Source organism: Streptomyces sp. DSM 106670 (genome assembly GCF_055792845.1).
Window position 1 is genome coordinate 4,573,801 of record NZ_CM147704.1, and the last position, 12,181, is coordinate 4,585,981.

At 68.8% G+C, this 12,181-nt stretch carries 12 protein-coding genes; 5 read left to right on the top strand and 7 right to left on the bottom strand.

The features are described 5' to 3' along the window. Positions 1–34: 34 nt before the first annotated feature. Complete coding sequence (locus ACSMXR_RS20190) at positions 35–475, top strand: nuclear transport factor 2 family protein (RefSeq protein ID WP_473169581.1); 441 nt, start codon at positions 35–37, stop codon at positions 473–475. An 89-nt stretch (positions 476–564) separates the two neighbouring features. Here the strand turns inward: ACSMXR_RS20190 and ACSMXR_RS20195 are convergent, their stop codons facing one another. The 4 genes from ACSMXR_RS20195 to ACSMXR_RS20210 form a co-directional block, all read right to left on the bottom strand. After that, on the bottom strand, positions 565–1,371 hold the full coding sequence (locus tag ACSMXR_RS20195) for an SGNH/GDSL hydrolase family protein (RefSeq protein ID WP_137235124.1): 807 nt from the start codon (positions 1,369–1,371) through the stop codon (positions 565–567). A gap of 388 nt (positions 1,372–1,759) precedes the next feature. Continuing rightward, positions 1,760–2,248: a molybdopterin-dependent oxidoreductase gene (locus ACSMXR_RS20200; protein WP_473172413.1), complete on the bottom strand. Its 489-nt coding sequence runs from the start codon at positions 2,246–2,248 to the stop codon at positions 1,760–1,762. Between the two features lie 211 nt (positions 2,249–2,459). Then, entirely contained in the window at positions 2,460–5,222 is a 2,763-nt protein-coding gene (locus ACSMXR_RS20205) for a molybdopterin-dependent oxidoreductase (protein ID WP_473169582.1), read from the bottom strand. Then, positions 5,219–6,067: an FAD binding domain-containing protein gene (locus ACSMXR_RS20210; RefSeq protein WP_381791180.1), complete on the bottom strand. Its 849-nt coding sequence runs from the start codon at positions 6,065–6,067 to the stop codon at positions 5,219–5,221. Before ACSMXR_RS20210 ends, ACSMXR_RS20205 begins: the two co-directional genes overlap by 4 nt. Before the next feature lie 202 nt (positions 6,068–6,269). Here ACSMXR_RS20210 and ACSMXR_RS20215 point away from each other — a divergent pair, with 202 nt between their 5' ends. Then, the gene (locus ACSMXR_RS20215; RefSeq protein WP_473169583.1) at positions 6,270–7,883 is read left to right on the top strand and encodes a helix-turn-helix domain-containing protein; all 1,614 of its coding nucleotides are present in this window, start codon (positions 6,270–6,272) and stop codon (positions 7,881–7,883) included. Between the two features lie 26 nt (positions 7,884–7,909). Here the strand turns inward: ACSMXR_RS20215 and ACSMXR_RS20220 are convergent, their stop codons facing one another. Further along, positions 7,910–8,305 (bottom strand): TOBE domain-containing protein, encoded by a 396-nt coding sequence (locus ACSMXR_RS20220; RefSeq protein ID WP_075265068.1) that lies wholly within the window; start codon positions 8,303–8,305, stop codon positions 7,910–7,912. Between the two features lie 424 nt (positions 8,306–8,729). Here ACSMXR_RS20220 and ACSMXR_RS20225 point away from each other — a divergent pair, with 424 nt between their 5' ends. The 3 genes from ACSMXR_RS20225 to ACSMXR_RS20235 all read left to right on the top strand — a co-directional run bounded on the left by ACSMXR_RS20225 (position 8,730) and on the right by ACSMXR_RS20235 (position 11,339). Next, positions 8,730–9,599 carry a hypothetical protein gene (locus tag ACSMXR_RS20225; protein ID WP_473169584.1) on the top strand — a complete coding sequence of 290 codons (870 nt, stop codon included), beginning with the start codon at positions 8,730–8,732 and terminating at the stop codon, positions 9,597–9,599. A 68-nt stretch (positions 9,600–9,667) separates the two neighbouring features. Next, complete coding sequence (locus ACSMXR_RS20230) at positions 9,668–9,976, top strand: hypothetical protein (protein ID WP_473169585.1); 309 nt, start codon at positions 9,668–9,670, stop codon at positions 9,974–9,976. 631 nt (positions 9,977–10,607) lie between these two features. Further along, on the top strand, positions 10,608–11,339 hold the full coding sequence (locus ACSMXR_RS20235; protein ID WP_473169586.1) for a hypothetical protein: 732 nt from the start codon (positions 10,608–10,610) through the stop codon (positions 11,337–11,339). A 56-nt stretch (positions 11,340–11,395) separates the two neighbouring features. Here the strand turns inward: ACSMXR_RS20235 and ACSMXR_RS20240 are convergent, their stop codons facing one another. Together ACSMXR_RS20240 and ACSMXR_RS20245 are read right to left on the bottom strand one after the other, a co-directional pair. Continuing rightward, a complete protein-coding gene (locus ACSMXR_RS20240; protein WP_473169587.1) occupies positions 11,396–11,653 on the bottom strand; it encodes a hypothetical protein in 258 nt (85 codons plus the stop codon). A 49-nt stretch (positions 11,654–11,702) separates the two neighbouring features. Next, the gene (locus ACSMXR_RS20245; RefSeq protein ID WP_473169588.1) at positions 11,703–12,179 is read right to left on the bottom strand and encodes a hypothetical protein; all 477 of its coding nucleotides are present in this window, start codon (positions 12,177–12,179) and stop codon (positions 11,703–11,705) included. Positions 12,180–12,181 lie beyond the last annotated feature (2 nt).

Here is a 12,181-nt window from a genome sequence, read left to right on the forward strand (position 1 = left end):
CCGATTGTCAGTGGTGGCCGCCACACTCTTCCTCATGACCGACATGACAGGAAGCGTCGTCCCGGGGACGACGACGGCAGCGCTGCGCGGAGCGGTGGAGACGTACTGGACGGCGGCCGAGGCGCGCGACTGGAGCGCGTTCGGGGCGACCCTCGCCGAGGGCGTGGTGTACGAGCTGCCGCAGACGCGCGAGCGGATCCTCGGCAAGGAGCGGTATCTCCGGTTCAACCAGGAGTATCCGGGCGACTGGCATGTCCGGGTCGAGCGGATCGTCGCCGACGCGGAGGGCCGCCAGGCCGCCGCCCGGACCGGGTTCACGGTGACGGGGGAGCAGGAGGGCGATCCGGTGCAGGAGTTGGACGCCATCCACTTCTTCACCTTCGACGATCAGGGGCTGATCACCGGGGTGACGGACTTCTGGCCCGAGGCGTACGAGCCTCCGGCCGGCCGTGAGCATCTGGTCGAGCGCTACTGAGAACGGCGGCCCACCGGTCGCCCGGTGAACCGCCGTCCCTGTCTGGCGTGCGAGGCCCTGCGCTGCTGCCTCGCCGAGCCGCTGTCGCGCTACACCACGGAGCGGAAGGCGGGCAGATAGCCGCCCGACTGCCCGGCCGCCTTGGGGTGGTACGAGTTGTAGATCGGGACCGTGACGCTGTGGAGCCAGGCGTCACCGGAGCACAGCTCGTGCCCGGTGAACTCGTCCACCACGCTGGAGAAGGTGAACCCGGCGTCGGCGGCACGCTTGGCGATGACGCCGTTCAGCACGTCCGACGCGTTGTTGATCGCGGCCCGTTCGGCCTCGGAGAGCCCGGCGATGCAGCTGCCGGACAGCTGGTAGAAGCGCGGGTAGCCGAGGACCACGACCTGGGCCTGCGGGGCGCGCGACCGGATGTTGCCGTAGAGCGAATCGAGGCTGCCGGGCAGGGAGTTGTTCATCTGCGTGATGGCGTTGTTCACGCTGGCGATGCAGGTGGCCTCGCTGGAGAGCACGCAGTCCTGCATGACGTCGGCGAACCCGACGTCATTGCCTCCGGCGGTGACGCTGACCAGCGAGGTGGAGGCGCTGAGCACGCCGAGCTGACCGCTCGCCACGGACGAGGTGGTCGCACCCGAGCAGGCGACGAAGTCGAACGAGGACGGGGAGTTCGCCGCCTGCCAGAGGTAGGGGTAGGCGTTGGTGCTGCGTCGGCAGTCGCCGCTGTCGGAGATGTAGCTTCCGGCGCCGACGCCGGAGGAGTAGGAATCGCCGAGCGCGACATAGCCGCCGGCGGCGGCCGAGTCGGCCGCCGATGCCGGTCCGGCGACGCCGAGAGCGGCAACGGCGGTGAGTGCCAGGGTGAAGAGGGATGCCCGAATTCTCCGTACTGACATGGCTGCCAGCCTTTCGAAGTGTGGGGGGACAGGTGGGGGGACCTGCGGGAGTTGGGGGGAGCGATGCAGTTTCTAGCAGCTCGCGGTACCCGCCGGTAATGCCCGCGCGAGAAGTCGTCTGATATGCCCGAATGATCGTTCGGTGGCTCATGCTCCGCGCGTAGATAAACCCTCAACTGGCGGCAGGAACCGGCAAGTTCAAGGCAACTTCGGGTGTCCGGACAGGGCTGCGAGAGGCCGGGCGGACAGCGATTCCTGGCGCGGCGGAGCCCGGTCCGGGACCCGCCGCACCGGAAAGTTCATCCGGTCGGCTCAAGCCTCAGGCGTGACGGGCGAGACGGGTGGGCCGGGTGAGCCCGGGTGGGCAGTCGGCGCGCGGACAGTCCCTCTAGGCCTCGGTGTACACGGGGAGATGCGCGGCGCCGACCCAGACACGGGTGATGGAGCTGACGTAGCGGGCCCCGCACCGGTCCCTCGGCACGACCAGCTGGCTGCCGTCCGGCTCCAGCGGCCGGCCGTCCATACGGGTGGCGAGCAGGACGGGCGCATCGCCGAAGTCCGCGTCGATCTCCGCCCAGGACAGCACCGCATGGTGCCCGTCCCCGCCGGTGACGGCCAGCAGGAAGCGCGAGCGGTCCTTGCGCCGGCGGACGTCGAAGGCGGGGCCCGCGTCCGAGACGACCTCCCGCAGCAACGGCCCCTCGAACGTGTGGTGTTGCGGGCCCTCCTTCGCGCAGTCGAACGTCACTTCGGCGCGGTGCTGCTCCCACCGCCCACGCAGATCGGCGACCGTGAGCGTCACGGGCCGGTGCAACTCGCCGACCAGGGCGAACGCCCGTACCGCCGTGTCCCGTGTTCCGAGCCGGTCCACCGGCATGGGCTGCCCCCTGGGTGTCTCCATGAACGATCGAGGAGTTCGCGAGCGACCCGCGGTGAACGACCCGCGGTGAACGATCCACCACCGACGATCCACCGCGAACCACGCCCTACGTGATGCCCGCAAGCGGCGCCCGGAAATCACGAAGACACGCAGAAGCCAGCAGAAACCACCAATCTCCCTATCAAGCGACAACACATGGCGGCCGAACTCATCGCACCTGTGGCTTGCATGAGGCCGCGTCAAGGGCGAGCCACACCCGGTCGCGGGTCAGCGGCAGCTCGGTGAACCGGAGGCCCGTGGCATCGCGCAGCGCGTTGGCGAAGGCCGGTGCGACCGGATTGAACGGGCTCTCGCTCATCGACTTCGCGCCCAGCGGCCCGATCGCGTCCGAGGTCTCCATGAAGTGCACCTCGGTGCGCGGCACATCGGCGTACTGCGGCAGCCGGTAGCGGCGGAACGCGGCCGTGGTCACCTCACCGCGCTCGTCGAGCCGTACGTTCTCGAAGAGCGTCGCCCCGAGCGCCTGGGCCACCCCGCCCTCGACCTGGCCCCGGCACTGCATCGGGTTCATCACCTTGCCCGCGTCGGCGGCGTGGACGCTCCGCAGGATGCGGATCTCCCCGGTGCCCGGGTCCACGGCGACCCGGAACCACTGGGCGTTGAAGGCCACCGAACGCGGCGAACCGCCCCAGTGCCCGTCGGCCGACAACTCCCGTCCGGCCGCACGGGCGGCCTGGAACAGCTCCTTGAGGCTGATCACGCGCCCGGCGCACTCCACCGCGTCCACCGTCAGTCGGCAGTCGCCCGGAGCCGCCCCCAACTGCCCGGCCGCGAACTCCAGAATCTGCACGGCGAGCGCGTCGGCGGCCTTCATCACGGCCTTGCCGGCCACCACCGTCCCGGCCGAACCGAACGCGCCCGTGTCGTGCCGCACGACATCGGTGTCCGACTGCCGGATCACGATCCGGTCCACCGTGGTGGACAGCGCCCCGGCGGTGATCTGCTGGTGGACGGTGGTCGTGCCGTTGCCGAACTCGGCGGTCCCGACGGCGATGTCGTACGTCCCGTCCTGGAGAAGCTTCACGGTGGCGTCCGCGAAATGGCCGCCGGGCGGGCCGGTGGCGATCATCGACATCCCGGTGCCCTGACCGACGAGCCACCCCTCCGGCACCTCGTCGTCACCGGCCTCCCCGTCCCCGTACCGCCGGATCGCGTCCCGGACGACCTGGAGACACTGGTCGAGCCCGTAACTGGCGATCTCCAGGTCCTCCTCCTCGCCGCCGGGGCTGAGCATGGGCTCGCCGGGGCCGATGATGTTGCGCTCCCGGAAGACCAGGGGATCGACGCCGGTGCGCCGGGCCAGCTCGTCCATCACGGACTCGACCGCGAAGACGACCTGCCCGAGCCCGTAGCCCCGGAAGGCGCCCGCCGGAACGGAGTTGGTGTACACGGAGAAGGCGTCGACCTTCTTGTGCGGGGCGCGGTAGACGGCCATCGACTCGCCGACACTGTGGAACATCACCGCCGGACCGTGATTGCCGTACGCCCCCGTGTTCGACACCACGCGCAGCTGCAACGCGGTCAGCGTGCCGTCCGCCCGCGCGCCCGCCCGTACCCGGATGGTGAACGGATGGCGGGTGGTCGCTCCGTAGAACTGCTCGGGGCGCGTGTACTCCAGCTTCACCGGCCGCCGCAACCGCATCACGGCGAGCGCGACGATGTCCTCGACGATCATCTCCTGCTTGCCGCCGAATCCGCCGCCCACCCGGCCCGCCAGCACCCGCACCTGCTTCAGCTCCAGGTCGAACAGCGCGCACAGCGCCCGCCGGGTGAGGAAGGGGGTCTGGGTGCTGGAGCGCACGGTCAGCCGCTCCTGCCCGTCCTCGCCCTCCTCGTACCAGGCCACCGCGCCGTGCGTCTCCAGGCTGGCGTGCTGGACGCGCTGGGTGCGGAAGGTCTCCTCGTACACGACGTCGGCCGCCGCGAACCCCTCCTCGACCGACCCGATCTCCCCGTGGACCTCACCGACGACGTTGTTCTCGGGGCGGGCGATGCGCGACTCGGGCCCCTTGTCGTGGATGACCGGGGCGCCGGGCGCCATCGCCTCCTCCGGGTCGACGACGTACGGGAGTTGCTCGTACACCACCTCGATGCGACGGCAGCCCTCCTCGGCCGCGCCCTCGCTGTCCGCCACGACGGCGGCGACGCGCTGGCCGACGTAGCGGACGGTGTCGTCCAGGAGCCGGGTGTCGTCGGGGTCCTCGGTGGGGTGCTCGTGGCGGGCGGTGGAGTAGAGGCGCTCGGGGGCGTCGTGGTGGGTGAGGACCAGGTGCACGCCGGGGACGCGCAGCGCGGCGGCGGTGTCGATGGAGACGATCCGGGCGTGCGGGTGCGGGGAGCGCAGGAGTTTCATGTGGAGGAGGCCGGGAACGTCGACGTCGAAGGTGTAGCGGGCGGTGCCGGTGACCACCAGCGGCCCGGCGGGCGCCCCCGGATTCCGCCCGACGGCCTGCCCGGCTCCGGGATCCTCGGTGTGCCGTACGCCGCGCACCGCGTCCTCGATGGCCCGGTAGCCGGTGCAGCGGCAGATGTTTCCTTTGAACGCCCGGGGCAGATCGCCGAGCTGCTCCTCGTCGAGTGCGGCGGTCGTCATCAGATACCCGGCGGTGCAGAACCCGCACTGGAACCCCTGTGCGTCGAGGAACTTCCGCTGTACGGGATGGAGTTCGCCGTCCGCGTCCGCCAGGCCCTCCACGGTGGTGACGGCGCGCCCCTCGGCCCGTACGGCGGGGTAGATGCAGCTGTGCACCGGCTCGCCGTCGACGTGCACGGTGCAGGCGCCGCAGTCCCCGGCGTCGCAGCCCTTCTTGACGCCGAACCAGCCGCGCTCGCGCAGATAGGTGCGCAGGCACTGGCCGGGGCGTGGCTCGTCCTCGAAGGGCTGGTCGTTGACCCGGATCGCGTACGTCATCGGAGTCCTCCCGGGGGCGTTGCTTCGGCGGTATCGGCGGTCAGTTCGCGGCGGATCTCCTCGGCGAAGCGGAGGGCCATGTGCCGCCGCCACGCGGGCAGTCCGTGGATGTCGTCGAACCAGTCGTCGGCCCGTACCGCCGCGTCGATCACCTCGCGCAGCGTCCCCGGGGCCGGCGGCAGCGGGAACCAGAAGCGGAACGGCCGGACCGTCGCCGCGCTCACCGTCACGGCCAGCGACCCGTCCACCGGGTCCAGGGCGCCGATGACGAGGGCCCCCGAGCGCCCGAGCCCGTACAGGGACGCCTGCCGGAAGGCGGTACGGGAGGTGAGAGCGCGGGCGGGCAGGGTCACCGAGCGCAGCAGCTCACCCTCGCCCAGATCCTTGCGCCCCGCCCCGACGACGAAGTCCGCGACCGGCACCCGGCGCAGCGAACCGTCCTGGGCGCGCAGCAGACAGACGCCGTCCAGCGCGGCGGTCAGCGAGATCATCGGACCGGCGGGCAGGGCGTTGCAGAGGTTCCCGCCGACGGTCGCCATGTTCCAGATCTTGAACGAGGCGAGGAAGGCACGGCAGCACTGCTCGACGAGCGGAGCCGCCGGCGCGTCCCAGCTCTTCCCGAACCGCGAGAGCTGCGCGATCGTGCAGGTCGCCGCGATCTCCAGCGAACCGTCCGGCAGCTCCCGCACCGGCTCCCAGCCCATCCGGCCGAGGTCCACGAGCCGGCGCAGATGAGGCTGCGGCTCGGAGAACAGATACGTGCCCCCGCCCAGCCAGGCATCGCCCGGCCGCCAGGGAACGGGGCTGCGGGCGTCCCGTACGTCGAGCACGGTGTTGAGGTCCATGCCCGCCAGTGAAGCCTTGCCGCAGGGCCCCGCACGACTGGTTCACCGTACGGAAATACACCAGCCCGCAACCGTAACTCTGGAGGAACAACCAAGAGGTGTTTGCCTCCTCTGGCCTGGCATTTACGATGCAAGAACTCGCATTGGCCTCGTGAATGTGAGATGCCGGGGGGTGCCCGGCAGCCCCGCAAGGAGACCGCCCATGCACGTCGAAGACCTCCTCCGACTGGAGTCCCTGGACCTGACCCTGCTCTGGGGCGACGGCCCGCAGCTCACCCGGGAGATCAGCGGGGTGACCGCGACCGATCTGGAGGACCCGGGGCGCTTCCTCCAGCGGGACGAGCTGGTGCTCAGCGGTCTGGTGTGGTGGGCCCCGGCGGACGACGAGTCGAAGGCGGAACGGTTCGTCGCCGCGCTGCACGGGGCCGGCGCGGCGGCGCTGCTGGCCGGTGAGGAGACGCACGGGGGCGTGCCGGACGTGCTCGTCGACGCCTGCCGCCGCCACGGCATCGCGATCCTCTCGGTGCCGGTGCATACATCGTTCCGGGCCGTCACCGACACGGTGTACCTGCGGCAGTGGGGCGACCTGAGCAGACGGCCCGCCGACCACTACGCGCTGCCGGAGAACGTACGGGCCGAGCTGAGCCGGCTGCTGGCGGACGGCACGGACCCGGACACGCTGCTGACCCGCGCGGTCGCCCACCTGGGCACCCCGCCCGCCTACGTGCTCAGCGCCACGGGCCGCACGATCGCCCGCACCCCGACGGCCGCGCCGCTGTCGGTGAGCCGGGCGGCCGAGGCCCTCACGGCGCCGACGACCTTGAGCGTCGACCCGGACGCCTCGCCGTACGGCCAGTGGCATCTGTACCTGCCCGAGCCGGTCGGGGCCCCGCCGCGCATGCTGCACGAGATAGCCGAGGTACTGGCCCAGCACCGCCAGACAACGCTCCGCCGCGAGAGGGCCGCCCGTGGGCCGGCCACCGATCTCCTGTCCCTGATGGACACGGAGTCGAGCACCGCCGCCCCGGCCGCGCTCCGGACGGCGCTGCAATCCTGCGGTCTCCCGGACGAGGGCCCGTACACGGTGATCACGGTGAAGGGGGCGGCGGCGGACGACGACGGAACCCTCGACGCCCTGACCGAGGCGCTGCGCCACCTGACGGGCCACGGGTTCGCGGTGGGCAGGCTGCCGACGGGCGAACCGGCAGCGGTGATCGACACCGACACCGAAACTGACAGCGACACCGACGCGCCCCCGTCCACGCCTCCATCCCCATCCCCATCCCCATCCCCATCCCTGTCCCCGGCCCCGATCGCGACGACGCTCAAGAACCTCTGGCCGACGCTCCAGTCCCGTAACGCGAGCGTCCCCCTCCACGGCGGCATCAGCGCCCCGGCCGCCACCCCGCAGAACCTCAACGGCGCACTGACGCAGGCGCGTTACGCGCTGACGGCGGCGCGCGCACAGAAGGCGCCCGGGGCGTCCACGGCCTCCACGTCCCACGTGACGGCGATCGAGGACCTGACGACCCTCGGCGCCCTCCTCACGGGCATCCCCGCCGACGTACGCACCGCCTTCGGCATCCACGCGCTGGGCCCGCTCGCCGACGACACGAACCCCTCCCACCGGATGCTCCTGGAGACCCTGGACGTCTTCCTCGCGCACAACGGCTCCTGGGCCCGCACGGCCGAGGCCCTGCACCTGCACGTCAACACCGTGCACTACCGCATCCAGCGCGTGGAGATGCTGACCGGCCGCGACCTGGCCCGCCTGGACCACAAGCTGGACCTGAAAGCGGCCCTGCTCTGCCGCTGACGGGTGGCCGGAGGACGTCCGGCGGATCAGGGCCGGTCGATATGTACGTTGGTCGACTTCACCCGGGCCGTGGCGGTCACCCCGACCTCGATGCCCAGCTCGTCGACCGCCTCACGGCTCACCAGGGAGACGAGCCGGTGCGGCCCGGACTGGATCTCCACCTGGGCCACGATGTCGTCGACGGTGACCGCGGTGACGATCCCGGCGAACGAATTCCGTACCGAGGTCCGCGTCTCCCCGGGCACGGGATGCAGCCCGGCGGCCCGGTCCTTGGCGAACGCGGCCAGCCCGACCCCGTCGATCACCCGGTTCCCGGCCCCGTCCCGCTCCATGGCGAGCTGCCCCCCGTCGGCCCACCGGCGGACGGTCTCCGAACTGACGCCGAGCAGCTCCGCGGCCCGGCCGATGCTGTAGGTCGGCACGGAGGAACTGTAGGCCACATATGTACGGCCGGCCCGGCCCATGGATGCGGACGGGATGTATGTGGTTTCCCCGCAGACGGGTGATCAGGGCCACGCATACCGTGCTGGCGTCATGGACAGAGGCGGTGTTAGAAAGTGGAGACCGCAACGCAAAGGAATCTTCAAGAAAGCCCCTTTGCCGCGTAAATGGTCCCGCTGACCACGGGGCCTGATAAGCCATCACCAACCGGGCTGCACCATCGCCGGAATGGGGTGGGTCGAGGGGGGTTTCACGAGCCCGGAGTGATTCTTCAGGTTTGCCGGATGTTCTTGGGGACTCCGGGGATCCTGCGGATGCGTCCGGACGGTTTCCGCATGCCCAACTTCCCGTCCCCTCCCGGGCTCCGGTGTCTGCCCGCAGGAAGAAATCGGGAGGGCTTCACCTGTGAAGCGAACAATTCATCGCGGTGCCGGGATCATCGCGGCCGGCACCGCGGGCGCTCTGGTCCTGACGATCGCCCCCGCGGCGGTCGCCGCCGACTCCGGCCCCTCGACGGCGGAGAGGGTCGCCACGGTGGTGGAGAAGACCACCGGCACAGCGGACATCAGCCGGGACGGGCAGAGCGGGGTCACCACGCCCGCCACCGCCGACGGCACCATCAGCGCCACAGCCGTGGACGGCTCCAGGATCGGCATCCGTCTGCCGGGCGCCGGCAGCTCCAACGCCGCCGAGACCGGGACAGGCACCATCGTCTATCCCGGCGCGGCCAAGAACGCCGATCTGGCCGTACAGCCCACCGCCCAGGGCGTTCGCGCCCTGATCACCATCAACAACGCGAACGCCGCCAAGGAGTACCGCTTCGGCCTCGGACTTCCCGACGGCGCGACGGCCGAGCAACTCGACGGCGGTGGCGTCCTGGTCACCAAGGGCGAGGACGTCCTGGGCATGTTCGACGCCCCCTGGGCCAAGGACGCCGACGGGGAAGCCGTTCCGACCTCATACCGCGTCGAGGGCGGTGCCCTGGTCCAGACGGTCCAGTTCGACGAGAGCACGGCCTTCCCCGTCGTCGCCGACCCCTGGTGGAACACCGCGTGGAAGTGGACCAAGTGCGCCGCCGCGGTCGCCGTGGCGTTCTTCCCCGCGGCAAAGGCCTACAAGGCCATCAAGGCTCTCGGCGGCGCCAAGCAGACGGCGAAGCTTCTCTGGGGTGCGCGGACGAAGGGCGACTTCATCAAGCATGCCAAGAAGGCGGGCAAGAACGGCGCGGTGGAAATACTCGGGATCGCCGGAGTGGAGAGCTACTGCTTCAAGTAGGGGTTCTCGCCCGATGAGGCCCCAGTGTCCCCGAGAGAGTTACGACACCGATTGGAGTGCGATCTCCGTTGAGCAAGCACGAACCCCACATTCTGATCCTGCGGGATCTGGAAAGCCTTCGCGACGAGATCGTCCGTGAGATGGAGTCGGCGGACCAGGCCGAACAGCCGGGTCTCCGGAAGGCCCTGCACCTTCTCGGCCGGCGCACGACGGCCACCGATGAGCAACTCATCCAGGACTGGGTCACCCGAACCCTGTCCCGCGCGGGGGTGGACCCCGCACAGGACCATGTACGGGCTGTGAAGGTGCTCAGGGAGACCCTTCCCGGACTCGGGCTGCGTGCGGGCAATGACCTGGTGAAATCCGTCCTCCCGTGAGAAGCCCGTTACCGGCGATGGGAGAGGGCGCTCGACGCCTTACTCCGCGGTCTGCGTCCTTCATCCACCACGATGAGGGACGCAGGCACACGCCGACGGAAACGCAAAAACAGGTCAGGGGCCCGACCCGCTCTCGCGGATCAGGCCCCTGACCTGGTGTTTCAGCTGTCGGGGTGGCGGGATTTGAACCCACGACCTCTTCGTCCCGAAGCAACTCGGGTGGGGACGCCGCATTCAACTTCTGCGCCACTGACCTGCGCTGACAGTCCGCAGACGTTCGCGCTTGTCCGCCGCTGTTCGTCGGCGTTGTCACGCAGTTAGACACTCACCAACTGCGCGGCGGTGTCGTAGGGCACGGCTCTGTTGCCAGCGTGATTCGCCGGGATCCGCTCGTACCAGCACTCACCGGCCTGCCAGTTGATGTCGTGCGATGGCTGGAGAGTTGCGGAACGGGGAGGAGTCAGGAGGACCGTCTGGCAGCGTCACTTCAGTCGTAGCTGACCGCCAGTGACCGTATCAGCGACTAGTGGCCCAGTTCGTCGACTCCGGCTCAGCAAGGCAAGCTCCCTGGTACAAAGCTCTTGACGGCGATCGATGGACGTCGCCTGCTGCCTTGCCAACGGGAGTTGAGTTGAGCCACGAACGTCACAGCGCACCAGACGGGCTGAGGCGGGTCCTGCAGGATCTCATCGATGACATGGAAGAAGAGGGCCTGCCAACCCTCGCGGAGTGGCTGGATGTCCCCAGGCCCACAGACCTATGGGGTAACGACGTCCGCTGGTGGATGGGTGAGAGCCTGCGTAGGGTCGCGGACCCTGACGTCTATGACTTTATTGAGAGGGCCTTGTCTGGGTCATCTCACTACGACGAGCGAGTCAATAAGGTTCTGCGAGCCAACAATATTGGTCTCACCATGGTCGATGGGGCATTCTACGACGATGATGAAGCGGCCGAAGAGTACGGAATTGAGGATGTCTCAAGCCAACCTGTGTCGCTACTGAAGGGAAAATATGCGGCTGCGGGAAGGATGTGGGCCAAAGCGCTTGCATCTCAGAAGGCCGGTGATGATAGGCAGGCTGTAGCGCTCGCCGTCAATACGCTGGAAGGCGTCGTGAAAATCGCTTCTGGAAAGAAGGATATCAATACGGGCTTGCGAACCCTATTTCCAGAGGGGGAGCGGACGCCGCTGTGCAGCGCGATTAACCAACTACACAACTACGGCAGTGCGATGCCTTGGGTTAGGCATGGTGGAGGCGTCAAGGATCTTGAATTGCACCGCATCGAAGCTCGGGGCGTGCTCCGGGCAGCTGCGGTGTGGATAGTCATGATGGTGAACCTTGATGGCGAGGGCTGCTTCGCGTGAGCCACCTCCGGCTGGCCATGCTCTTGGCACTCGCGCTGAGAGCTCGGTCGAGCCGATCACTTACCCAAGACTCCCTGGGCTACCGTAATGAACCGCTGCACCATCTCGGTGTAGCTATCGGCGGCCTCATCGGTCCTGTCTGAGGCGTCGCTCGACTCCTGCGACCTATGGTCGGTGATGCGCGACTCGGTCCACATGCACTGCCTGAAGCGCTCTGCAGCGCCTATGACTCGCCTAGCTGAGGTGATGGCCTCTTCAGGACCCATCAACGTGATGAGGCCTTGGATCGACTCGTTGAAGGCGATGATCGGCATGGTCGCTGCACTGCGCTGCTGTGCGCAAGCCACCGCGAGATCTCTCGCGTCAGAGCCTGAGATCAGGGCTCAGTGATTCGCGCATGGCGACACGGAGTCGGCGGAATGCCTCGTCGTACGGGACGTGGATGGCCTGCCAGTCTGCTGATTCATCACTTATGACGACGTTGGTCGTGGCGATAGCCGCTCGCATAGCTTTCAGCCGTTCGTAGGCCTCGTGCGCAGCGCTGTACACGCTTGGCGGTGCCACCAGGAATAACTCGTATCGTGCTGGCATCACTTGGCATGAGCGAAAGGCTTCGATCACTTCGGCGTTCGCGATGGGTGTGGAACGGCTTAGCGTGAGCGCCTGTAGCGCGGCTTCGGTCTCGGTGAGCGCAGTGAGGTAGCGGACACACGCCGTGCGTTGCAGTTCTACATAGCGGTGTCCTCGCTCGCGCCTGTCGCGAACAGCTTCAACGACCAGTGTTGAGCCCACACCGAGCACGCCCCCGCTCAACGTGCTGATTAAGGTCAACCATTCCACTC

What these genes read in the sequence shown, in the direction of transcription:
- ACSMXR_RS20215 (WP_473169583.1), top strand. Translation starts at nt 6,270, where the DNA reads ATGCACGTCGAAGACCTCCTCCGACTGGAGTCCCTGGACCTGACCCTG.
- ACSMXR_RS20240 (WP_473169587.1), bottom strand. Translation starts at nt 11,653, where the DNA reads ATGCCGATCATCGCCTTCAACGAGTCGATCCAAGGCCTCATCACGTTG.
- ACSMXR_RS20200 (WP_473172413.1), bottom strand. Translation starts at nt 2,248, where the DNA reads ATGCCGGTGGACCGGCTCGGAACACGGGACACGGCGGTACGGGCGTTC.
- ACSMXR_RS20190 (WP_473169581.1), top strand. Translation starts at nt 35, where the DNA reads ATGACCGACATGACAGGAAGCGTCGTCCCGGGGACGACGACGGCAGCG.
- ACSMXR_RS20205 (WP_473169582.1), bottom strand. Translation starts at nt 5,222, where the DNA reads ATGACGTACGCGATCCGGGTCAACGACCAGCCCTTCGAGGACGAGCCA.
- ACSMXR_RS20210 (WP_381791180.1), bottom strand. Translation starts at nt 6,067, where the DNA reads ATGGACCTCAACACCGTGCTCGACGTACGGGACGCCCGCAGCCCCGTT.
- ACSMXR_RS20195 (WP_137235124.1), bottom strand. Translation starts at nt 1,371, where the DNA reads ATGTCAGTACGGAGAATTCGGGCATCCCTCTTCACCCTGGCACTCACC.